General features: G+C 44.3%; 17 protein-coding genes. 3 read left to right on the forward strand and 14 right to left on the reverse strand.

From position 1 onward, the window contains the following. Positions 1-32: 32 nt before the first annotated feature. The 4 genes from DXC51_RS00190 to DXC51_RS00205 all read right to left on the reverse strand — a co-directional run bounded on the left by DXC51_RS00190 (position 33) and on the right by DXC51_RS00205 (position 5,676). Positions 33-1,694 carry an extracellular solute-binding protein gene (locus DXC51_RS00190; RefSeq protein WP_025487900.1) on the reverse strand — a complete coding sequence of 554 codons (1,662 nt, stop codon included), beginning with the start codon at positions 1,692-1,694 and terminating at the stop codon, positions 33-35. Positions 1,695-1,816: 122 nt separating this feature from the next. Further along, positions 1,817-2,734 (reverse strand): carbohydrate ABC transporter permease, encoded by a 918-nt coding sequence (locus DXC51_RS00195; protein ID WP_242991267.1) that lies wholly within the window; start codon positions 2,732-2,734, stop codon positions 1,817-1,819. 11 nt (positions 2,735-2,745) lie between these two features. Continuing rightward, on the reverse strand, positions 2,746-3,696 hold the full coding sequence (locus DXC51_RS00200) for an ABC transporter permease (protein ID WP_025487902.1): 951 nt from the start codon (positions 3,694-3,696) through the stop codon (positions 2,746-2,748). A 426-nt stretch (positions 3,697-4,122) separates the two neighbouring features. Further along, positions 4,123-5,676 carry a response regulator transcription factor gene (locus tag DXC51_RS00205; protein ID WP_025487903.1) on the reverse strand — a complete coding sequence of 518 codons (1,554 nt, stop codon included), beginning with the start codon at positions 5,674-5,676 and terminating at the stop codon, positions 4,123-4,125. 372 nt (positions 5,677-6,048) lie between these two features. On the opposite strand from DXC51_RS00205, the gene DXC51_RS00210 reads away from it, so the two are divergent. Further along, a complete protein-coding gene (locus DXC51_RS00210; protein WP_021634026.1) occupies positions 6,049-7,260 on the forward strand; it encodes an iron-containing alcohol dehydrogenase in 1,212 nt (403 codons plus the stop codon). A 165-nt stretch (positions 7,261-7,425) separates the two neighbouring features. Here DXC51_RS00210 and DXC51_RS00215 read toward each other — a convergent pair whose 3' ends face one another. Further along, positions 7,426-7,761, reverse strand: a complete 336-nt coding sequence (locus DXC51_RS00215) for a DUF3784 domain-containing protein (RefSeq protein WP_021634025.1) — start codon at positions 7,759-7,761, stop codon at positions 7,426-7,428. 177 nt (positions 7,762-7,938) lie between these two features. On the opposite strand from DXC51_RS00215, the gene DXC51_RS00220 reads away from it, so the two are divergent. Continuing rightward, positions 7,939-8,526 (forward strand): zinc ribbon domain-containing protein, encoded by a 588-nt coding sequence (locus tag DXC51_RS00220; protein WP_025487905.1) that lies wholly within the window; start codon positions 7,939-7,941, stop codon positions 8,524-8,526. Between the two features lie 407 nt (positions 8,527-8,933). On the opposite strand, the gene DXC51_RS00225 is transcribed toward DXC51_RS00220, so the two are convergent. The 5 genes from DXC51_RS00225 to DXC51_RS00245 form a co-directional block, all read right to left on the reverse strand. Next, entirely contained in the window at positions 8,934-10,091 is a 1,158-nt protein-coding gene (locus tag DXC51_RS00225; protein ID WP_025487906.1) for a DUF3048 domain-containing protein, read from the reverse strand. A gap of 95 nt (positions 10,092-10,186) precedes the next feature. Next, a complete protein-coding gene (locus tag DXC51_RS00230; RefSeq protein ID WP_025487907.1) occupies positions 10,187-10,777 on the reverse strand; it encodes an ABC transporter ATP-binding protein in 591 nt (196 codons plus the stop codon). A 179-nt stretch (positions 10,778-10,956) separates the two neighbouring features. After that, the gene (locus DXC51_RS00235) at positions 10,957-12,246 is read right to left on the reverse strand and encodes an ATP-binding protein (RefSeq protein ID WP_025487908.1); all 1,290 of its coding nucleotides are present in this window, start codon (positions 12,244-12,246) and stop codon (positions 10,957-10,959) included. After that, a complete protein-coding gene (locus DXC51_RS00240) occupies positions 12,243-12,965 on the reverse strand; it encodes a LytR/AlgR family response regulator transcription factor (RefSeq protein ID WP_025487909.1) in 723 nt (240 codons plus the stop codon). Before DXC51_RS00240 ends, DXC51_RS00235 begins: the two co-directional genes overlap by 4 nt. A 378-nt stretch (positions 12,966-13,343) precedes the next feature. Continuing rightward, positions 13,344-15,092, reverse strand: a complete 1,749-nt coding sequence (locus tag DXC51_RS00245; RefSeq protein WP_025487910.1) for a type 2 periplasmic-binding domain-containing protein — start codon at positions 15,090-15,092, stop codon at positions 13,344-13,346. Positions 15,093-15,513: 421 nt separating this feature from the next. Here DXC51_RS00245 and DXC51_RS00250 point away from each other — a divergent pair, with 421 nt between their 5' ends. Next, positions 15,514-17,109 carry a response regulator transcription factor gene (locus tag DXC51_RS00250; protein ID WP_025487911.1) on the forward strand — a complete coding sequence of 532 codons (1,596 nt, stop codon included), beginning with the start codon at positions 15,514-15,516 and terminating at the stop codon, positions 17,107-17,109. Between the two features lie 54 nt (positions 17,110-17,163). Here DXC51_RS00250 and DXC51_RS00255 read toward each other — a convergent pair whose 3' ends face one another. The 4 genes from DXC51_RS00255 to DXC51_RS00270 form a co-directional block, all read right to left on the reverse strand. Then, on the reverse strand, positions 17,164-20,169 hold the full coding sequence (locus tag DXC51_RS00255; RefSeq protein WP_117531411.1) for a beta-glucosidase: 3,006 nt from the start codon (positions 20,167-20,169) through the stop codon (positions 17,164-17,166). Between the two features lie 102 nt (positions 20,170-20,271). Then, positions 20,272-22,077 (reverse strand): extracellular solute-binding protein, encoded by a 1,806-nt coding sequence (locus DXC51_RS00260; RefSeq protein ID WP_025487912.1) that lies wholly within the window; start codon positions 22,075-22,077, stop codon positions 20,272-20,274. 81 nt (positions 22,078-22,158) lie between these two features. Continuing rightward, on the reverse strand, positions 22,159-23,124 hold the full coding sequence (locus tag DXC51_RS00265) for a carbohydrate ABC transporter permease (protein WP_021634006.1): 966 nt from the start codon (positions 23,122-23,124) through the stop codon (positions 22,159-22,161). Positions 23,125-23,135: 11 nt separating this feature from the next. Continuing rightward, positions 23,136-24,587: an ABC transporter permease gene (locus tag DXC51_RS00270; RefSeq protein WP_025487913.1), complete on the reverse strand. Its 1,452-nt coding sequence runs from the start codon at positions 24,585-24,587 to the stop codon at positions 23,136-23,138. Between the last annotated feature and the right edge of the window lie 132 nt (positions 24,588-24,719).

Genomic DNA, 24,719 nt, shown 5'->3' on the forward strand with positions numbered 1-24,719 from the left:
CACACCCCACAGGATATGCACCCGGTAATTATTTATTTGCCCATGGATTCAAGGTATGCATCATAAGCCTGGTTCTGAATTGTCAGCAGATCCTGTAAGCCCATGTTATCCAGCTGTTTCAGGTAAGCATCCCATTCTTCATCGATGCCTCCGTCAACTACCCAGTGTGCGAACTGTGCTTCCACGTATTTATAAATATCCGTACCAAGAGATGTCAGCTGTGTCAGTTCTTCATCTGTGTATTTTACCATAGGGAAAGCGACTACATTGTCCTCAGCAACATATTTGCCGTTGACAGCGTCCTCAGACAGCTTGATTCCATCGCCCTGGTCTGCAGGAAGGCTTACCTTATCATAGAATTCAGGATTCATATACTTCGGCCCGAAGTCACGCATGGAATTGGACCAGGCAGATGTATCCAGTGAACTTCCGTCAGTGGGAACAAGTACTTCATAAGTGCCGTCTCCATTATCCTTCACCTGATCCGGAATGGAGCCGTAGAAGGTCTGCAGTGAAGCCAGATCCGTATAGAAATCATCCGCCCATGCAAGAAGCTTCTCAGGATTTTCACAGTTCTTTGTGATTAAAAGCTCTCTGTCAGAAATATCAAGGAAGTTCTGCGCATTTTCAACATGATGTTTTCCATCAGGTCCTGTAACGGCTTCAAGAGGAATGAACTGTCCTGCGTTCAGACCTGTCTCAGCATCTGCAGTCCATGCGGAAACCAGGCCTACCTGTGAACCGCCTTCTGCCTGCAGTTTACTTCTTCTCATGGATTCTTCCTGGGTAAAGAACTCAGGGTCGATAATTCCCTTCTGATACATGTCGCTGAACCATTTAACTGATTCTTTATAGTTTTCTTCCACCGGCATGAATACAGGTTTCCCGTCTACAAGGCCCATATAGTTGTTATCCCTGCTTACCATGGTACCAAAGGGTGACAGATAGCTTCTCAAACATCCGCTTAAGGTATATAAGCTTACATTGCCGGTAATTCCGATTTCATTTGTGGGATCGCCGTCTCCATCCGCATCCTGAGTTGCAAATGCTTCCAGTACGCTTTCCAGTTCCTCATAGGTCTTGGGAACTTCCAGACCCAGATTATCCAGCCAGTCCTTATTGATATACAGAACATTGCCGCATACCTCAGGCCTTAAGGGCAGCTTCTTTACAAGGCTGTAGATTTCCCCATTACGATCCTTTGCCCGTGCCAGCAGCTCGGGTTCTTTTTCAAAAACTGCTTTCAGGTTAGGCATATTCTGATCAATCAGGTCGGTAAGTTCCAGGAAATAGTCCTTATTCTGGGCAATATCCGTATCCTTCAGGCAGATAGAACCAAAGAATGCATCAGGAAGGTCCCCGGATGCCAGCAGAAGGGATTTCTGCTCCTGCCAGTCACTGTCATAATAAACCTGCCACTCAATATTGATTCCATGCTTTTCTTCCAGTTCCTTCATAAATCCGCTTTCCAGGAAATCAGTAGGCCATGCATCCGTCCAGCGAACAGTTGCGATTGTATAGGTAGGAATATCCTCTGAAGCCGTATTATCCGCCGCAGCCTGGGTTCCTGCAGTATCCCCTCCCGATGCTGCCGTCTCCTTTGCAGCTCCGCCGCTTCCGCCGCAGCCTGCAAGCATGGATGCGGTCATTACTGCTGCCAGACCAATACTCAGTGCTTTTTTCCAATAGCTCATTTTCATCTCTCCTTTTCTTTAATAACAATTTATAATGTACATTTGCTTACGAAGCAAGTAATACCTTTGAAACAGTTCAGGCAGGTCCGCACATTCAGCGGACAGGCTGCCTGTAATTTTTCTCATCCCTTCAGGGAACCTAGCATAACGCCCTGATTGAAGTATTTCTGCACAAAAGGGTACATACACATAATAGGCGCCGAGGATATTACAATGATTGCATATTTAATCAGGTCGGCCATCTGCTTTGCCTCAACTGCGGCGGCGCCTGTGGTCATGGCGCTGATTTTCTGGTTGCTTATCAGAATATTTCTCAAAACAAGCTGCAGGGGCTGCAGTTCGGGACTTCTCAGGTAAATCAAAGCATTAAAGTAGGAATTCCACTGTCCAACCGCCGTCCACAGCGCGATTACCGCGATTACCGCCTTGGAAAGGGGAAGAACGATTTTGAAGAAGAAATTCAGGTTGCCGCAGCCGTCAATCTGGGCGGCTTCCCATAAATCATCCGGGATACTGTTGTTAAAAAACGTCCTTGCCACAATAATATAATAAGTAATAACAGAGAATGGAACTACCATTACCCAGAAATTATCAAGCAGGTTGAAATCCTTTACTACCAGATAGGTAGGTATCAGGCCGCCTGTAAAGAACATAGGGATCAGGTAGTAAATTGTAAACAGCTTCTTTCCGCACAATTCCTTTCTGGAAAGCGCATACGCAGCCGGAATATTTACCACCAGGGAAAGCACTGTCCCTAATAATGTATATAGTATGGTATTCTTATATCCGACCCAAAGCTGCGTATATTCCCCGAGCTTCATATATCCTTTGAAATTGATTCCTTTGGGCAGCAATACAATATTTCCTGCCGATACATCCGCCGGATTGCTGATAGAAGCAATAACAATGAAGTACATCGGATACAAAACAATTATTATGATGATAGCTGCCAGGAGATAAAGGAAAAAATCAAATACTTTGTCATTTGCTGATTTTCTGACTTTTATTCCGGTACTGGCCATTTCTTTTTGTCGCGCCATTTTTCTTCCCCCTATACCAGTGAAGTATCACTCATCTTCTTCGAAATATAATTCACAGAAAGGAGCAATACCAGGTTTATTATGTTGTTGAACAGGCCGATTGCCGCCGACAGGCTATACTGGCTGCTTACCAGACCCATCTTATACACATAAGTGGAAATAATCTCACTTGCACTGCTGTTCAGGGTATTCTGAAGCAGATAAACCTTTTCAAATCCAACGCTCATAATGCTTCCGGTACGGAGTATAAACATAATTGTTGCGGTAGGAAGAAGCATCGGGATATCGATGTTTACAAGCTTCTGCCATTTGCTTGCGCCGTCCATGGTAGCCGCTTCATACAGGGAAGGGTCGACCGCTGACAGGGCCGCTATATAAAGGATACTGTCCCATCCTACATGCTGCCATGCTTCCGTCCATACATAAATACTGGAAAAAGCGGAAGGCTGCCCCATAAGGTTGGGTAGTGTGATTCCAAGATAGCCCAACAGCTTTGCTATAATCCCCTGGCTGGGAGACAGGAAGAGGATAATCATACCGCACATAACAACGGTGGATATAAAATGCGGAAGATATGTGGATACCTGGAAAAACTTTTTAAACCCTTTTCTTGTCATCTGATTGCACATCAGGGCCAGCGCAATCGGCAGCGGGAAGGTAACAATAATACTGTAGATACTGATTACCAGGGTATTCTTAATGGTAATCCAGAACTGGTATGAATTAAAATACTGCCTGAAATACTTCAGCCCTGCCCAGCTGCTTCCCATAATTCCCCGGGCAGGCGTAAAATCCTTAAATGCAATGGTTACGCCGTACATCGGTATATAGGTAAATAGAAACATAATCACAAGAGAAGGAAGCATTAATAAATACAGGGAACCGCTTCTTTTTAACCTCTTTCCGAAACTGACCGGCTGTGCAACATTTACTGCTGATTTCTGTCGTGCCACTCTTTTCATCACTCCCTCTTATTTACAATTTTTGTGCCGTTTTCCGTCTATCAGTATATTAGTCATTAGTTTTGTTGAACAATTACACAAACAATTGTTTTTATTTATGGGTACATTGTACAGTTTCACAAACAATTTATCTATAAATTCTAAGTTCTTCTGTTAACAAAAAAAAGGTTTTTTCAGCAGACCTGAATAATAAAAAAATACACAATTTTGTTATTCACAGCTTAAAAATGTTAATCTTTATTAAAACTGTGCAAAAATTTATTGTTAAAGTATGCATAATCCCGGAAAATAACAAAAAAAAGAAGACAGCCGGAAATATGTTCAGAATATGAACAATTTTCTCCGGCCGTCTGTTTTTCCCACAGTATCATTTTTCTTTTAATATACTGACCTTAACTCCTGTAACCGTTCAGAAACCAACTGCTACTAATTCTTAACCCTGTTTCTGTACTCATTTGGCGTACATCCCGCATAGTCCCGGAAGGTTTTGCTGAAATAGGAGAAATTGCTGTACCCCACCTCCAGGGCTATCTTGCTTACAGTCAGGGAAGAATACTTCAAAAACTCCTGCGCCTTCTGCATCCTGCAGGAAGCCACATAATTGGGAATGGATATTCCTGTTACGTTCGTAAAAATCTTGGAGACATAATCTTCAGAAAGATATACAGCTTTTGCAAGCGTCTTCCTGGAAAGATCCTCTTTCAGATTTTCATTAATATACTGCTTCATCTGTTCCACAACTGATTCCTGGCGGTTATCCTGGTGCTGAAAGCCTGCCAGCTTTTCGAATATATACTTAATAAACATTTCCATATCAGGAAGCGTGGCAACAGACTTTTCATAATGCTCGTCAAACTCCTTGCCGTCAAAGATCCTGGTAATAAGCACATCCTGCTTATTCAGGTAACGGTAAATCATCTGCATCATTTCTCTTCTGAACTGTTCTAAAACCGAAATCGTTACCTGGTTCCTGTCCCAGAGATCCTTCAGGAAGCACAGCAGCTTTTCCTGTGTATCCTCAATCATATCTGAAGCCGTCATTTCTTTTTCCCATATCTCCCACGGCGGCGATACATATGCAATTTCCCTTTTGTCCCATTCCTCCTCATACAGCATGCCACTGTCTCCGGGAACGGCTTCCTGTTCCATCTGTTCCAGGATTTTTTTGCTTTCTCCCAGCTTTTGGACTAAAGCGGGCGAACCCATATAGATACAGACTCTCATATGAAGCGCTTTCTCCAGACAGGCCTTCAGCTGAATGGAATCCTCCTTCAGCTGCTCCGGCGTTCCGCTGCCCCGTATAACCAGCACCCACTCGTAATCACTTTCCCTGATAACCGCCTCCAGACTGATTTGATGCTCCTCCAGATATTCAGCAGCTATATTTTCAATGACAAAATGATACAACACCAGATCCTTTTTCTTTCTGATATCGGAATCCGGAAATGCCTTGATAATTTCCAGGTTATATTCCGCCTCTGCCAAACAGGTTCCATCCCTGTATGCCTTTTCCAGCAAAGCAGGATTCCCATTTTCCTGCAGCAGATACCGCTCCCAAAAAGCCGCCCTTTTATCCTGCCCCTCTGCCTGGACCTCACGTTTCTTGCTAATTACTTCCACAATACTTCTCAAGGCCTCCTCAAGTTCCCTGTTGGAGACGGGCTTGAGCATATACTCCCTTGATTTTAAATTAATTGCTTTCTGTGCGTAAGCAAAGTAAGCATAGCTGCTTAAAAAAATACATTCTACAGGTATTTCCTTATTCCGTACCCATTCCAGCAGCTCCAGTCCGCTTCCCTGAGGCATCTCAATATCTGACAGGAGGATATCTACGGATACCTCGTTCAGTATTTCCATGGCCTGCCTGATGTTATATGCAGTAAGCACCGTGCCGATACCAAGCTGTGTCCAGTTTACTCCTTCTACAAGCTTATCCACTACTAATTTGTCATCATCTACGATTAATACACTGATATCCATGCTTTGCTTCCCCCGTATCCTATTGTAAACAGCATACTATAGGAAGGAAAATAATTCAATATTGATAAAACCATGTATTTTTAACTCTCTGCTCATATATTTCATATTATTTGCATTTGGGTAATATGGTTGTACCATGTTTCTTCTGCCCGATTTTTGTCCGTCAAAACTTTGAATATCCAGATATTTATATCATATAATTTATTGAAATTATTTAATATTTTTTATATTCAGATTTATTTATTTGTTTATTTTCTCCAATTGAATTGACATTGCAGTCCCAAAGTGTTAAAATATTAACAAATCGAGATGTCAATCAAGGGGGGCATGACATACCCGGTAATCATACAAATTTAAGGAGGTATTTTAGCAATGGGACGTTTTACTTTACCGCGTGACTTATATCATGGAAAGGGATCACTCGCAGAGCTTAAGAATCTGAAAGGAAAGAAAGCCATCATCGTTGTTGGCGGCGGTTCCATGAAGAGAGGCGGATTCCTCGGACAGGCTGAAGAATATCTGAAGGAAGCCGGCATGGAAGTGAAGCTTTTTGAAGGCGTTGAGTCCGATCCTTCCGTAGAAACAGTTATGCGCGGCGCGAAAATGATGCAGGAATTTGAACCCGACTGGATCGTTGCCATGGGCGGCGGCTCACCGATTGATGCAGCCAAGACCATGTGGGCATTCTACGAATACCCCGACACTACCTTTGAAGATCTGATTACTCCTTTTGCGTTCCCGGAGCTGCGCCAGAAAGCTCATTTCTGTGCTATCTCCTCCACATCCGGAACAGCAACGGAGGTTACCGCTTTTGCAGTTATCACGGACTATCAGAAGGGTATTAAATATCCTCTGGCAGACTTTAACATTACGCCCGACGTTGCCATCGTTGATCCTAACCTTGCGGAGACAATGCCTCCGAAGCTGGTAGCCCATACAGGTATGGATGCCATGACACATGCGGTAGAAGCCTATGTATCCACGCTTCACTGCAATTACACGGATCCTTTGGCTCTCCATGCCATCAAGATGATTCATGACTATCTGAAGAAATCCTATGACGGCGATATGGACGCCCGCGATCAGATGCATGACGCCCAGTGCCTGGCCGGTATGGCATTCTCCAATGCACTTTTGGGAATTGTTCATTCCATGGCACACAAGACCGGCGCTGCTTTCTCCGGCGGACATATTATCCACGGGGCTGCAAACGCAATGTACCTTCCCAAGGTAATCAAATTCAATGCGGCAAATGCAGAAGCTTCTGAAAGATATGCAGATATTGCCAGATTTATCAACCTTCCCGGAAATACCACCGAAGAACTGGTTGAATCCTTAATTGAAGAGCTGCGCAATATGAACAGAATGCTGAATATTCCTCTCGCAATCAAGAATTACGGAGAAGGAGGGCTTATTGCAGATAATTCCATCATTGACGAGAAGGAATTCCTTGACAAGCTTCCCGCAGTTGCGGAGCTTGCTATCGGAGACGCCTGCACAGGCAGCAATCCCCGTATCCCCACACAGGAGGAAATGGAAAAACTTTTGAAGTGCTGCTATTATGACTTAGAAGTAGATTTCTAATTACATAGGTGATTCCCCCTAAGGACACACCCCCTGCCGGCATCAATTCTAACCGGCAGGGGGTATTATTTTACAGGAAAATGCATATATATAACAACCGTTCCGCTGCGGCCGCACCGTCAGCCATCTGGCGGCGTAAATATTTCAGCCTGTTCCGTCAGGAACTCATTTACGGTATTTGCCAAAAGCCTTTTCCGTATCTATATGGACCTCGCGGAAAAACAGAACCAGCCAGACGGCAAAAGCCGGAATGGCACAATATGTGTTTACAAAATACGACAGCGCTCCCCCAATCAGGAATACGACGCACCACAGAAAAAACAGGTTCCGCTGATCCCGGCTCATTCGCGCCTTGTCGTATTTTTCCCGCTCTCTTTCAGGCAGGGTATTAAAACCGCTAATCAGCATCGCGCCCTTCTCCTTAAGAAAAGCAAAAATAATTCCGAGGATCAAAAAGATAATTCCTAATAATAGACAAAAATAAAATCCTAAATTCAACATGGTTTTCCTTTCCCGGCTGCTCCTTTGCTCCCGTTACAGAGACAGTTACACCTGCTATATGCAAAGAATAACACGTTTAGCCCGGGATTCCAATTAATTTAATAGAAGCTTAATAAAATTTTACTTGTTATACCACATATATAAATATAGAATAGGGAAAAAGGAGGTATTGCTCATATGGACTTTTTAGACAAGATTGGTAATATCGCAAAAAATATCGGGGACAGGACAAACGACGCCATTGAGATCACAAAGCTCAATGCGAAAATTTCTTCAGAAAAGAATGCTGCTGCAGAAGAACTGAATAAGATCGGAGATTTTTATTATAAAAAATTTGCAGGGGAGGAACCCATCGACACAGAAATCCAGGATTTCTGCGCTGCCGCCGCCACACATTATGAGGCGATTGAGCAGGCAAAGGCTGAGATCGAGCGGATAAAACGGGAAAATAACCCCAAAGGAAACAGCGCGGATAATGACGAAGCCCGGCCGCCGGAGGAAAACAGAAATAATACCGGAGACACTGCTGCTGCCGAACCGGAAAAGAAACCTGATCCGGCCCCGGAATCCATGGTGGTCTGTCCCGCCTGCCAGGCCCTGAATCAGGAAGGCCTGCGGTTCTGTACGCAGTGCGGCTCTCTTCTGGAGCCGGAGCCTGCAAAGGAAGCCGGGGAAAAGCCTGCCAGGAAGTGTCCTGTATGCGGCGCCGAAATGAAGGACGGCTTTGTTTTCTGCGGATGCTGCGGTGCGAAGATAGCGGAATAAAGGCGCAGTGCATATTGAATGATACAGGGGACTCTAGCTGTGCCATATGTTACGGACATAGAAAACTTTGGCGCCCCCGCAACTTTAATTACTAAAGAACCGGCCGCCGGCTGTGAAAGGGAATTGAGGCTTTCACGGTCCGGTGGCCGGTTTCTATTTTATTTCTGCCGATTTTTGTCTCATGGATATGAATCAGTTAATTTTTAGTTATGATGAGATAATCAAAACACTCTGCTTTTTATTGCTCCATCTGGATCTCTGTCTCTTCAACTGAAATTGGCCTTTCATCCTTTTCATGCACAGAAAACAGGGCTATTCTTATAAGTATTACAGCGATTAAAACCAATAATAATATAAGAATAAATTTTATAATGCTTTTTTTATGTACCATATTTATTTTCCTTTCACTATCTGACAAGCTCAACATCCTCCGCATAATCAGCCCATATAATACAAATCCATGTTTTTCCGGGAGTCAGTTTTATGGGGTTTCCGGCTTCGTCCAGATAAACGGCCGGGTCATTGTCACTGTACCGGGACCATGTCCCATTAATTACCTTTCCCTGTGTGAATACCTGTACAGGAAGTCCATTGTCACCGTGGCACCCAAAGGCAAGATAGTCATTTTCATCCCTTACCTCGCCATAACAGTACTGTAGTATTACGTTATCACACGTCAGCTGATTTCCTGTTGCCTCGTCTATGTGGGGACCGCCGTATTGATAACGGTAGTATTTTTCTCCATCATATTGGAAATAAGCCTGAATACGGCTGTAGCCGTTGGCACCGTCTGATGCCTGTCCGCCTGGATAAATAATATTTACATCCGGCATATTCTTATATATATCGGCATCATCACTGCTTAAAAATGTAAATTTGGGTTGAAAGGTATCATGGTATTCCAGACTGTATCCAAAGCGCTCTACATTTTTCAAAATGTCTTTTCCTGATGCCACCACATTGTGAGGCGCTCTTCTGTCTGTTGTGCGGCGGAATACATCATAAGCAGGATGGTCAATTCCTGCAACTGCTGCGCTGATATTATCCACCCTGTCGCTGTTCAGCAGCGCGCCCACATACATGGTGGCCTGTCCGAAGTGGCAATAAACAGCATCATGTTCCAGGGCACAATATACAAAATAGTCTCTGCTGCTTCGTATGTATCCAATTTTTTCAATAGATTCCCAATCCTCAAATAATCCCATTAAGCGGGTAATTCGTCCCTCTACCGGTGCTTCATAAATAATTGAAGCTTTTTCTATTCCGGTCTGCGGACAGCTGGCCCTGATATTACTCAGCATTACTGCAAGCGGTCTTTTGTTCTGTTGTTCTTCCTCAATTGGAAGTCCGGTCAGATAGCTCAGTGCCCCTGTGGCTTCAGGCAGATTTTCCTTTTCCAAGGATTCTGTTTCCTCTGATTCATACTCCTGTGTTTTTCCAGTGGAATCATCGGTCTGTTCCTGCATGGTGCTATCAGATGAATTTTTTGCTGTACAGGCAGCGAGTAAAACTCCTGAAATGCAGATAAGGGTTATTATTACAATTGTTTTTTTTCTTTTGTTCATAGTCCTCCTTTGCTGCCTTTAATTTGGCTATATAGTGCTAATAGTTTTGTATTTTAATGCAATTGTCTGAATATATTTTCCTTAAATTCTTTCTTTTATTTCTTCCCTATTACTCTTCCATTTTCTAACTCATAAACTTCATCACATAAGTATTCAATATCTCCACTGTTATGGCTTGCCAATAAAATAATTTTCCCCTTTAATTTTTCTTCCAATATAAGTTCCCTGATATCCTTTATTCCTTCTCTATCGAGTCCATTCATTGGCTCATCCATTATTAAAATCGGTTCATCCTCCATTAACACTTGCGCTATGGCCAGTCGTTGCTTCATTCCCAGGGAATATTTTGATACCTTCTTTTTGCTATTATAATCAAGATTTACCTTCTCCATAATTTTCTTTATATGTCCTGAATCTCTTTTATGCCTAAGCTCATATAGAAATTCTAAATTTTTTCGGCCGCTGTACTCACCTGAAAATGCAGGTTCCTCAATGGTGAATGCTATATTTCCCGGCATCTGATCTCCAATTCCAACCTTCTTTTTATTAATCAATATCTCACCTTTTGTAACCTGGTAAAATCCACAAATACATTTAAAAAGCACTGTCTTTCCTGAACCGTTATGTCCCACAAATCCAATAATTTTCCCGTTATCTACGTTAAAAGAAATATTGTCTATTGCCACACCTTCTTTAAATTCCTTCGATATACTTTTTTACTTCCAATAAGTTTTTTTCTCTCATCCTTTTCTCCTGCCGTTTTCCTGTGTCTGATTAGCCGTCACCGCTTCCGATAACTCTTCACGGTAAGCCATAAACACATAATTCCTGAAAGAACTTGTCAAAGATGCTTCCTTGTTTATTTTCACATTCCAAATGTAACCTGTACTGTAAAAATACCATCTCCATAACTGATATCCATTCTGCCCTGATTACGTTCCACTATCCCTTTTACATTTTCAATTCCCCATCCATGCTCCCTTCCTTCTTTAGCTGATAAAAATTTCCCTTTCTTTTTTTTCGGCTCTGACGAATAGCTGTTTTTCAGACTGAGTACAGTAATATTATTTGCCCTGTATAGTTTAAGTTCTACGCTCCTCCTTCCTTCGTCACACTTTGCCGCAGCATCTATCGCATTATCCAGTAGATTTCCCAGAACAGCAAAAAAATCATATTCTTTAATCGGGCTTTCCATAATTTCAGTTTCCAGCTTTAGCTCAACACATTTTTTCTTAGCCTGACTTCCGGCATTGTTAAGCAGATTGTCAATTCCATTGCAGCCAGTCCAGATTCTGACCATCTGTTCTTTCTTAAATTGCGCATACTTCTCAATAATATAATCTTTTCCCTTCTGATATTCTTCCTTTTCCATACATTCTAAAAGGTACTGGAATTCATATTTTCGATCATGGTTGATTTTTCTTATTTTATCCTGCTCCTGCATTATTAATCTGAAATTTTGTTTTATACTTTTTTCATTGATATACATTATACTTAGTTTAGTTTCAGCTATTTTATATAATAAAAAAACACCCAAAAATAATATAAGAAATATCAGGCAGAGAATTAATAGTACCGCCAGCCAAAATACATGCGTTGAAAATCCATCAATTCCCAGATTCCATAGACCTATTCCCATAACCCATTCAAAAATACCAGCTGCCAGCACTAAATATAAATACCTGCTCAGAATTATTCTCAGAAAACTCTTAATTTTTCTAAAATTGTACCTTAATATAAGAAAAAAAGTTAAAAGAATTACACAACCGTATAACCTTATCAGTATATTTTCTACACGGATAAGCTGTGCCAGACTATAATCTGAATTAACTCCAACCAGAATAAGGGCCGGCAGAATGCATAAAACATAGAAATTATTATAAAACAGACACCAGCTAAAAGAAGTCTTCCACTTACAATCGCTCCATATCCAAAGACAGATACCTTCCACTACTGAAATAAATACTACTGCTGTTAATGATATCTGACTGTAATAGTTATTATATAATTCCATTATAAAACACAATCCTGTCATCAGATATGCACAAGCTTTTACACCTCCCTTTTTTCTTCCGTAAACACCTATAAACAATCCCATTCCCACCAACATATGAAAAGAAACTTCAATTACTGATAATATTACATGTACCATCATTTAACCTTCCCCCAATAGGTAAGGACTTTTTGTCTGACCATTTCATATTTTGAACGGCTGATATGAAGTTCTGTCCCTCCGGTAAGACAAACCCTTTCTCTGTCGCAGGAACATACATGGCTAATATTTACAATACATCCCTTGTCAATATAAAAGAACTCCTCCGCATCCAGTTCCTGATATACTTCCTGTAGCGTCTTTCTTTCTTTTATTACACCACCGCGATAGTATAAAATTATGTATTTATGATCCTTAACAATATAATAGATATTACGATATAGTATTTTTCCAAAGGAACTGCCTGCTATATATAAATATTCTTTTTCATTTTTCTGCTCAATTATTGGTACAATGCAATCTAAAGCTTCCTTTAATAAGTGTTCAAGCCTATGCATGTCTTTAGTAATATAACGAAATGCACTGACTTTGTAGCCTTCCAATGCATATTCCTCATAATTAGATATAAAAATTACAAATGACTCAGGTAAATATTTTCTGGTCTCTTTTGCTACCAGAATTCCACTTTGCTCCGGTAATTCAATGTCCAACATAAAAATATCGTAGTATTCCTTTTCCCTTAGTTCTATAAGTAAGATCTCTGCTTTTAAGAACGTATGAATTTCTACACGGATTTCCTTATGTTTGAAATATTTATTAATTATATTACCTATAAAAGTTCTATCCTTATCAGAATCATCCAAAATTGCTATACGAATCACTTTTTTTCTCCTTTGGTTTTAGACGATTAAAGAAGGCCAAAAAATTGCTTGAATGGATTATTTTTTTCCCTAAAACTTTACACTGTCCAGAATATTTATATGGTTATTTGTATTTTATCAAATCCAATAGTAGGAATTATCTTCTGACCTTATTCTGTCGTTTTTTGACCCTCAAATGTGCTAATCACAACACTCTACAATCTATCGTCAGAAACCAGCAGGAAGCTGGATTTAAAATTATGTATAGTTACTTTAAAAACGATCTTTAAACCTGAGAGTTCCGAAGGTATAAAAAAGGATTAGTATTGCAATAAAATAAAACACGGCTCGAATGAGCCGTGTCCCATAATTTTTAATTTATGTTATTTCTGATAATTGTTATTGATTTAATTTCTTATTTTCCTCAAACCTCTCCACAGCCTCCCACCTGGCGGCCTCCTTGGCCTTTGCGTTCTGCAGGTCAACCTCCAGCATGGTTTCATAACCAAGCTCCATCACTTCCTTGTACATCTGATCGTACAGGCGGTTAAATTCCTGTTCATCGTCAGCGAATACCATATTCCAGGAATACTCCTGGATAACCTTGCGGCACTGACGCCTGATTGCGGACATTTCGGAATTTTCCTGAGGAGCCATGTAGCCGGTGCCGGGGGATACCAGAAGCTTGTTATTTTTCTTCAGGTACTCCATGGCGCTGTCCGCTCCCATTTTATCTCTCCAGTCCTGTTCCAGCGGGGAAATATCCATATTCCTTACGGAATCCCATAAAAGATAGGCATATGGATAACCCTTATCATCCAGTTCACAGGAAGCAACGGTGCTGTAATTCAGGGTGGATATGCCTTCCGACCAGGTCCCGCTTCCCCATTCACCGGGAACCTCCACATCCTCTCCCATTAATGCTTTATTTCCAAAATCTGTTAAAACAGGGCCATCCTCACCATATTCCCAGCACAAGCCTTCCGGGCCGGCCATACCGCCGGATGTCTGTGCCCTGTTGCTGCGGATTCCTTCCGGGGAATACAGCCAGTCGATAAATGCCGCCAGCCGTTTTGGATCCTCTGCCTGGGAGCCAATGGACATAACTACCTTCTGGTTTCCTGCTGAGCTGCAGCCGTAGGAATAGATGACCATATCATTGATATCCGCCATCATGAAGCCCTTTCCTTCCTTGACTCTGGCTTCCGTATTATATGCGGGCTGGGCAACCCAGGGCCATGTACAGAACAATATCTGGCCTTCCTTATATTTATTTTCAAAGCTTTCATAGGACTGCGTACTGGATTCCGGGTCCACCAGCCCCATCTGATTTGCGTCAAAATACAATTTCAGAACCCGCATATACAGAGAATCCGGTTCAATAATGCTCTGATAATCACTGCTGTCCGCCTTCACCAGAACAAAGCCGTACTCATCATAACCATAAAAACAGCAGGGCTGTTTTACCGCATTCATCAGATTGGAATCCCAATCCTTGAAAAAAGAAAAGGCATAGGTCCTGTCCCCGTTTTCCGACGTTGGCTCCAGCTCCTGCATCTGTTTGAGCACCGGGAGCAAATCCTCCAGGGTGTCCATTTTGGGATAACCAAGCTTCTTATACAGATCCCATCTGACATAAGGGCCGTAGATAGGATCAGGATCCTCCATGGGCGTCTGGGGGGAATTCAGGGATACTTCTGAAGGGATTGCATAAATTCCGGGCTGTGATACGCTTCCGTTCAGATCACGGATGGCGCTTTCAAAGCGCATAATCTGGCGGTCTTTTATCAGCGGCTCCATATCAATCAGAAGTCCGGCCGTCACCATATCCTGAAGAGCCCCATTTTCCGCAGGGCAAATGATCAAATCACCCAGGTTTCCGGCAGCGGATCGGACTTCAAACAGGGTATCCCCGCCGCCGGAAACATTGGGGGCTATGATATTCAGCTCCATGTTGAATTTATCTTTAACAATTTTGGCAAACCAGCCTGACTGTATTCCCTGGACATTTGCCAGGGAATCAAATACATCCACTACGATAAAATCCTCATAGGGACATTCTTCTTCCTTCTTGCCGGGCGCGCAGCTGATTATAACGAGGCTGCATAATGCCAGTACAGCCAGGGTTTTCTTCCATCCTTTTTTCATACCGTTTTCTCCTTGCATCCGATACCGTCCCTGTCAGGGATATAATCAGATTATAACATGTATCCATCCTAATCCGCACCTGCAAAAAATTGTAATGAATCAGTCCCTTTACGGTTGGTTACTGTTCACTCCGTGACCAGTAACTGCATAAATCCATTAAAAATCGCCTGCGGCGATGGGATTTATGCACTCTTGAATCACTTTCTTACGTACTGTGCAGTAAATGCACAGTACTGAGTGAACAGTAACCACGGTTGCTTTCCCCATTTTTGCCCTCGGAGGGATACATTGACAATCTGTTATTCCTCTTCTATACTTAAACTGTAACTGTCGAAACATACACAGTTATCTGATTCTACAACTGCTGCTCATCTATTTCTTTTATTCAAAGCATCCGAAAAAAATAAAAAGGGGTAACGCAATGGAAACCGTACTGATTGCAGATGATGAAGTTAATATCCGCGAAGGCCTCAAAATTATTATAGACTGGAACGAACTGGGCTTTGAAATCTGCGGGGAGGCCGCCAACGGCGAAGAGGCTCTTTCTGCCATCCTGGAGAAGAATCCGAGCCTGGTCCTTCTGGATATCCGTATGCCCAAAATGTATGGGACGGATTTGATACGCATCGCCCGTGAACGGGGGTATAAAGGGAGGTTCATCATTTTAAGCGGCTATTCCGATTTTACATATGCCCAGACCGCTATACGTTACGGCGTGGACTTCTATATCACCAAGCCCATTGACGAGGACGAGCTTTCACAGGCGATTACCAAAATAAAGCAAGGCCTGGAAAAAGAGCACGCCGCCTCCGAAAATATAGAGCTTCTTAAAAATAAAGCCAAGGATGTGATCCTCCATGAAATCGTAACCGGGACCTATAATACCGCCGAAGCCGCGCTTTTGTCTCCCCGGAAAATGGAGGAAATGAATCTTTACGCCGACATCTACCAGGTTGTCATTTATGAAAAGTTCAGCGAGAACCCGGAGGATATCAGCTACAGCTTTGCGGATCTTCTTAAAATAACCAATAAAGGCAACCACACCTTTGAATATTTTGAAGAGGACGGCAATGAGGTTATTCTGCTTAAAGGCCAGTTCGCCCTGGATAAATTCAGCGGTTTTCTGGAGCGTTATGAGAAGAATCCCCCGCAGAAGGGAAGTCCCCTGGATACTCTTTTTCTTGCCTATGGGCGCCCTGTCCGGTCCCTTGATGAAATCTATCTGTCCTATGAAGAGGCCTACACGCTGCAGAAAAGGCGTTTTTTCTGTATGCAGGGCCAGCATACGCTTGGCTATGACGCGCTTCCGAAGGTACAGGATATCACCCTGGAAATCAATAATGACAAGCTGGAGGAATACAGCAATCTCCTCACAGATTATCTCATTGCCTTTCAGCGCAATAAGGTGGCTGAGACACTTTTCAGCCTTGAGGAATTCCTTTATAATGTAAAGAACGATATTGCCTCCGTCAAGCTGTTCCTCACGGATCTTTACCTGCGCATTAAGGAAAAGGCCAACCATATTTTCTGTTCGGCGGAAATTCCTTTTCCTACCAACTCCCAGATTATTGACAGAATTGAAAGCTGCCATTATCTGTATGAAATTATCCTTTTTATTTCAGAACAGACGGAAATGATCATGAATGCCACAGGAAATCCTTCCCGTGATACGGTGCTGGATGATATCCTTTATTATATTGATCATAACTTCCGCAGCAATATCAAGCTGGAAGGAATCGCTCCTCTCTTCGGCTACAGCAGCGCCTATCTTGGGAAAATCTTCAATAAAACCATGGGGGAGAGCTTTAACTCCTATGTGGATCACAGAAGAATCGATTACTCCAAGGAGCTGTTAAAGGAAAACCGGCTGAAGGTTTATGAAATTGCCGGACAGGTGGGATACAATAATGTGGACTATTTCCATAAGAAATTCAAAAAGTACACGGGCATGAGTCCCGCTGAATACCGAAAAAATGGTTTTACCCCCCCCCTTAAAAATCTGCCTGAAACAGACTGACAGAGCGCCGGAGAGAATGAAAGCTCTCCGGCTTTTTTTGAAGCTGCTGCATCCCTACCGGAAGCAGAACCGGCAGAGCTTTATTTTTCCTTCTGTTTCTACAGTTACCGTACATACGCCTTTCAGCCGGCTGAATTCTTCTGCAACCGGCACTTTCATTTCTTCAAAGCCTGCGCCTGCCTTCACCGGAATCTCCATGGAAATTCCTTCTGATGCTTCCGGGGTTACCGTCAGCTTTATTTTTCCATCCTCCAGCGCGTACAAAGTAAACGTGGTTTCCTCCGGCGCCCTTTCAAAGCAGAAATCCCGATAGACAAGCACGCTTTTTATTTTTGCGGGCAGTGCCCCATTATTTTGCGGCAATTCCGCTTTCACCTCATCCGGCTTGTCTCCCGCTTTTCCCGGAATGACGCAGGTATAGCCTTCCACTCCTTTATGGATAAAGCAGTTTTCATAATCATCATATCGATCTGCCGCCGTAACCTCCCATGGACTGCGTTTTCCGGCTGTTTCCCCTTCCAGGCGGAGGACGGCCTGCTGCCTGATATCCCCTGAGGATGCGCCTGCCATGAAGGTATAATCTCCGCTTTCCAGCAGCATGGCTTCAGAAATCACATCGTAATATCTGAGCTCCTCCCGGTTTACAATAAGCTCTGCCTCTGCCGTTTCTCCCGGCGCAAGATCCTTCAGACGGACAAAGCTCTTTAACTGCATCACAGGCTGTTTTACGCGGGATTTTTCCTTATGTACATAAAGCTGCACCACCTCGTCGGCAGTCCTGCTGCCGGTATTGGTCACGGAAAGGCGGGCTATAATTTTATCAGCCTTTTCTTCCAGCGTCAGCTTCCCATAGGAAAAGGAGGTGTAAGAAAGTCCGTGTCCAAAGGGATACAATACCTCCCTGTCAAAATACTGATAGGTTCTCTTTCCTTTAATTATGTCATAATCATTCATATCCGGCAAATCGTCATCTGATTTGTACCAGGTCATATTCAGACGTCCCGCGGGTGACGTCCTTCCGCTGAGGACGCCTGCAATCCCGTTCCCAAGCTCCTGGCTTCCCGACGCGCTCCAGAGGATAGCCGGCATTTCTTCCTGAAGCCGGTTGATGGTGTAGGGATAGTTGGATAACAGAACTACAACAGTATCCGGATTTGCTTCTTTTACGGCATCCGCCAGCTTCTGCTGGAAGGGAGGAAGCGCCAGGGTAGTACGGTCGATTTCCTCTTTGCTGTTGATTACGGGATTACAGCCCAGCACCAGCACGGCACGCTGTGCACTTCCCGCTGCCTTCACCGCTTCACTGATTCCGTCTTTTACGGTTTCCATGGTAAATACCGCCGGCTTACCGCTTCGAAGGAAGCAGGCCGTTTCCTCGTTCTCTTCGCCTTCCCCGTTGGCCTTCTCCGCCGTTTTTATCACCGCAAGGTAACCCTTTTCATCTATTGCCACCTGCCTGCCGTTCCAGCTGTCAAGATACCAGGCTGTTTTGCCGTATTCCTCTATTTTGCCGCTTTCTTCCGTTTCGCCGTCTTCTTTCTTTTCCCCGATCTGCCTGAAATTCCAGGATTCCCTGATAAACCAGGAAAAAGCCTCGTCCTTATCCGCTTTTATCTGACAGCTTCCTTCCTCCAGCGTTACATATTTTCCGTTGCTGCGGGCAATTAACGTGGAACAGCCCGTGCCCCAGTCAGTCAGGGTAAACGCTTCCGCATTCTCCTTATCCGTAAGGATCAGCCGGGAGGATTCATCCAGGCCTGCATATTTCCCGCCGCAGACGAGATAAATATCGGACAGGCCGCTTGTGCAGGTGATTTCCGTATCCGGATATGCTTTTTTCATCCCGTCAAGCACGGTTACCGAATAGGGCGGAATACCGCAGTACCAGTCCTTATACCATACATCCGCGAGAGGGCCTATCAGCGCAAGTGATTCTGTTTTGCCGGGAAGGATGGGCAGGGCTTCCTTCTCATTCTTTAAAAGGACAACTGACTCTTCTGCCATTTTTGCACAGATTTCCCGATGCTCTTCATTATTAATGTATTCCTCTCCCATTCCTGTATAGGGACAGTCCCCGTTACCGTCAAAAAAGCCCAGACGAATGCGGGTACGGAAGGAGTTACGGATGGATCGATCAATATCGGACTCCGTTATCATCCCTTTTTCCAGCGCCTCCCAGGCCGATGCCATAACCACTTCCTTATCATCGGTAAAGCAGTCCACTCCTGCCTTCAGTCCATAAGCCACCGTTTCCGCGTGGGTCTTGAAATATTTATGGTCATATACGGTCTGCTGCATATCCCCGCCGTCGCAGACCACATGGCCGGGCAGCCCCCAGGTGTCCTTCAGTATTCTCTGAACTTCATCGTTAACGATGGCAGGCACGCCGTTGATTTCATTATAGGAGGTCATGACTGCCTCTGCACCGCCTTCTGTTACGGCCTTGCGGAAGGGCTCCAGATAATACTCATATTTATTTCTCCCATCCAGGGAGGAGGATATGGATATTCTGTCATGCTCCACATTATTTGCATAAAAATGCTTCAGGGTTGCACCGCATCTGAGGTAAAAGGGATCATTTCCCTTCATTCCCCTGATATAAGCTGAGGACATTTCCCCGGACAGATAGGGATCCTCCCCATAGGCCTCTTCTGTCCTTCCCCATCTGGGATCCCGTTCCATATCAATGGTAGGCGCCCATCTGCACAGGCCGCCGCCACCGTTTCTTGTATACAGCGCCCTTGCTTCCTCTCCCACACAGCGCCCGCATTCCCGGATCAGCTCTCTGTCAAAGCTTGCACTCATGCCGATGGGCTGGGTGAAGGATGTGGTAGGCTCCGGTTCCCCACGGTTAAATGCCTGATCATGTCTTGCTTCGATTCCGTGGGCGGCTTCCCCTCCCATATAAGAGGACTTGATTCCCAGACGCTCCACATCCGGGCAGCCTGTGGTCAGACATGCAATTTTTTCCTCCAGTGTCAGCGCCTTTACCAGATAATCAAGTCGTTCCTCCACTGTCAGGGAATTATCCCATAAAGGGGTATTTTTATAGTTTTCCATTTTATTTGCTGCCGCTCCCTTTCTTTTTATGTCTGAAAAGGGATTGCCGCTGCGGACAATCCCTTTTCCCTGTTCTGTTATCACGGAAGAATTATAAACTGTTTATTTCACAGCATCCTCTGCTGCAGCTCTCAGTTTTACTTCATTCTCCTGGAATTCAATACATTTATCATAGCCATATTCATTTGCTTTGGCAATCATTTCATCTACAATCTTATCAAATTCTTCATCGGAAGAAGCATAGATTGCTTTCCAGGAATTTGTCTTAATGCAGTCGGCAACCTGGTTCCAGAGCACAAGAAGCTCATCGGACTTGGTTCCTGCGGAGTAGGTGGTTCCGGGTGCAAGCTTGAAAGGTCTGCTTCCCATGTATTCATCAGGGGTTCTTGCTCCGGTGTGTTCTCTCCAGTCAGCTTCTATTTCAGAATTGGGTTCCGTAATAAAGCTGTCCCATTTCTTGTAGTTGTAGGTATCTCCGTTGGAATCCAGGTTTTCGGTATCAAGCGCCCAGGTCTGGTTGTTCATCTTGAAGTTACCATCTTCAAAGGTTCCTGAGTAGCCGTCTGACATTTCTGTCTTGATATCAAGCTTTGCAGCTTTTCCCAGCTCGGTGAAGCAGGTCTTGCCGTTTTCATCATAATACCAGCAGACATCCTTAGGGCCGTATTCTGCGGTCATACGTCCTTCCGGAGTTGAAAGCCAGTTCAGGATAGCCATGCAGAGTTCAGGATATTCACTCTTGGCGCCGATGGACCAGATTCTGTTTCCGCCGTATACATTCAGGCCGTATGCGATAGGCGACGCTTCTTCCGGAGGGCAGGGATACATTGCTTTTCCGTCAGCTGCATGGGTTTCAGAATTGTACATTGCTGATCCCAGGAAGTTGAATACGTTCAGGAATGCGGTACCGTTCTGGTAATCTTCTACCATACCGTCATATTTCTGTGTCTGTGAGTCGGGATCAAGAAGTCCTCTCTGGTACAGGTTGTTGTAGAATTTCAGCGCTGTCAGATAAGGGCCGTCTTTTTCCAGGCAGGGATGATATTCCTGTGTCTCGGAATCATAAAGGCCGAAACCGAATTCGTCATATCCGTAATAAGCGGAAGCCGTTGACTTAACGAACATAACCATGTCGCCGTCCCAGTCGTTGAAAAGGGAAACGCCGTAGGTGGTTTTTCCGTTATCATCCTTAGGGCAGAGTTCCTTCATCTGGGCCAGAACCTCTACCATGTCGTCCATGTTCTTGATTTCAGGATATCCCAGTTCCTTGTAAAGATCCCATCTTAAATCCCAGGTATACATGATATCACCGCGGGCGCTGGGATCCACCGCTACGTCAAAGCCGTAGCCATAGGTAGTTCCGCCGGAAAGGTTGGTGTTCTTCTCCAATGCATAGGGCATATGCTCTTTGATGTACGGGCCGTAATCGGAAAGGATATCATCCTCGTTCCAGTCGAAAAGCATTCCTTTTTGTACTGCCTGCATATATTCATCGGAATCATTTCCCCAGATAACGATATCGCCCAGGTTGCCGGATTCCATACGTGTTTCATATACACCGTCGGGATCGGGAATGATGTTCAGCTTAACGTTGAATTTTTCAAGCATAATCTGGCCGAACCATCCGATCTGCTCTCCGGAGTAATTTGCCAGCTGGTCAAATACATCCAGGGTCACTGTTTCCTCCGGAATGATTTCCTCCAGCAGCTCATCATAGGATTCCCCATCTGCTGCCGCTGCTTCCGTATCCGCGTCAGCATCGTCTGTGTCTGCCTCTGTGTCAGCCTTTGCTTCCGTGCTGCTGTCTGCCGCGGGCTCCGCTGTTGTGGCGCCTGAGTTACCGCATGCTGCCAGGGATACCGTCATGACAGCCGCCATGAGCAGCGCCGTAATTTTTTTTGCCTTCATACTTTTTCTCCTCCTTTATGATTGTGTTACTAAAACCGTTTGAACGGATAACACCGATGTAAAATTGTTTCCAGGCAGCTGTCAGCCCTTTACGGCTCCCAGCATAATACCTTTTTCAAAATACCGCTGCATGAACGGATATACTACCAGAATCGGAATAACTGTAACCATGGAAATGGTATATTTAATAACCTTTGCACTGAGCGCTGATTTCAGGACCGCATCGCTTACCTGTCCGCCGGATTCCATCAGTGCGCTTAAGTTGGAAGCCGTATTCAGGTAGATGTACAGTCTGTGCTGCAGTGTATACAGCGTAGGGGCGGACTGCATCAGAATCAGGGAATCCGTAAAGGAGTTCCAGTGGCCTACCGCGCCGAAAATTGCTATGGTTGCCAGAATGGGCTTGCTCAGCGGCCAGATGATTTTACGGAAAATCACCATATGGGTCGCGCCGTCAATCTGCGCGCTCTCTTCCAGCTCTGCCGGAATGGACTCAATATAGGTTTTTACCAGAATAATATTGTAAGGGGCAACGATTCCGGGAATGATGTAGGCCCAGAAGGTATTCGTCAGGCCCAGCATCTGCATATTCAGGAACCAGGGAATCAGGCCTGCGTTGAAGTACATGGTAATGATTAAAAATCTGTACCAGAATTTCCTGCCCCACATTTCCTGCTTTGTTACCAGATATCCTACAAATGCGGAAGCCGCTACCATGAATGCGGTTCCAAGAAGCGTTCTTCCCACAGATACCAGGAATGCATTGGAAAGGTCGCTTACGTTCAGCAGGGACTTGTAGTTATCCAGATGAAGCCCCCTGGGGATAAAGTTGATAACACCCTTTACCACCAGATCGTTATCACTGATTGTATTGATAAATAGGTAGTAGAACGGGAAAATACATGCTACGGTAAACAGGATGAATATCAGGTAATTTATCAGGTTGAAGAGCATGTCGCCCGGTCTTGTTCTGTATTTTTTCTTATGTGTCTTTTCATAAAGCTTTTCCGCTTTTAAGTCCGCTTTTTCCTGTGCTGTTTTAGCCATGCTTCCACCTCCTATACAATGCTTTCGCCGCGGATTAACTTGGATACTCCGTTGGCCGCGAACAGCAGCGTTACGCTGACTATGGATTTCACCATGCCGATTACGGTAGACAGAGGGATTGCGCCCTTGCCGATACCTAATTTATATACATACAGATCCAGCACCATAATGGCGTTCTGGTTGGTTGCATTTTCAAACACCAGGTACTGATCCATACCGTTGCTTAAGATGTTTGCAATGGACATCAGAAGCAGTACGCAGAAGGTGGGAATCAGCCCGGGCACGGTAATGTGCCACATTCTCTGGAACCTGCCGGCGCCGTCCACGGTTGCCGCCTCGTAAAGCTGCTGGTCAATACCGGAAATGGCCGCTATGTAAATGATTGCACTCCAGCCGATACCTTTCCATAATCCCCAGCCCAGCATTTTCAGCCACACGTGTTCGCCGCTCATCAGCATGTTCACGCCTTCTTTCCAAATTCCCAGGTTTACCAGGATACTGCTGACAAAACCGTCTGTTGAGAAAATACAGAAAGCGATGGAGTATACAAGAACCCAGCTGATGAAGTTGGGAACCGTTGTAAAGGTCTGTACAAATCTTCTGAATCTTACATTTTTAATTTCGGAAAGGAAAATTGCAAAGGCCATAGGCAGCCAGCTTGTTGCGATTCCCAGGCCGCTCATGGCGAGGGTATTTTTCAGTACACGCACGATATCCCTTACCGTTGCCGGGTTTTCAAACAGCTCTGTAAACCACTTGAAGCCTACAAAATTATCCATGCTGATGGCGTCGCCTACCTTATAATCAAAGAAAGCGTAACGCCAGCCCCACAGCGGCAGGTAAGCAAATACAGCCACCAGCGCCACAAAGGGCATCAGCATCAGGAAAAGCCTGAACTTCGTCGGCATTTCGAATTTCGTCCCTTTTTTCAGCTTCGGGAGCAAAAACATCTGCAATATGGAAACTACCAGTATAAGAACCGTTATAATAAGAATCAGCCAGAGTCCCGAAGGAAATATGGGTTCCACCTTACCCGGCTTGGTTGTCTGCGCTACCTGTGTATAGGCTATGTAAATACCGCCCATACCTGCCAGCTCAATCACACATCCAATAATGCCGATGACGTTGCCTGTCTTTTTGAACTTCAGATTGCCAAGCGACATACAACCGCTGATACCAAAGCTTACAATGCCCAGGCACATCGCCATTGCCGCTGCAAACAGCAGCTGCATCGACGCTTCATCCACCCAGCCCTTCCTGAAGGCGCGGCCGAACTCCGCCGTTAAGGTTGAATAAGAAATACCCGATGTGAACAGCGACATATTTTTATTGATCATGCCGCAGATTCTTGCCGGATTCAGATTTGGTATAAACAGAAATACCACAGATAAAAGAATGGCAATCCTGATAGGATAATAGAGCTTATCCGTCAAAACTTCCTTTCGTGACTTTGTACTGCTCATTTTCTTCCTCCCTTTCCTGTACAAATATATCCGTATTTTTTGTCAAAAAAATACACCACAGAATTTCTCAATCCTTGTGATGTATTTATTATAATTGAATTAAAAATATAAAAATACGGTAAAATTCCGGTT

The organism is Eisenbergiella massiliensis, assembly GCF_003435485.1.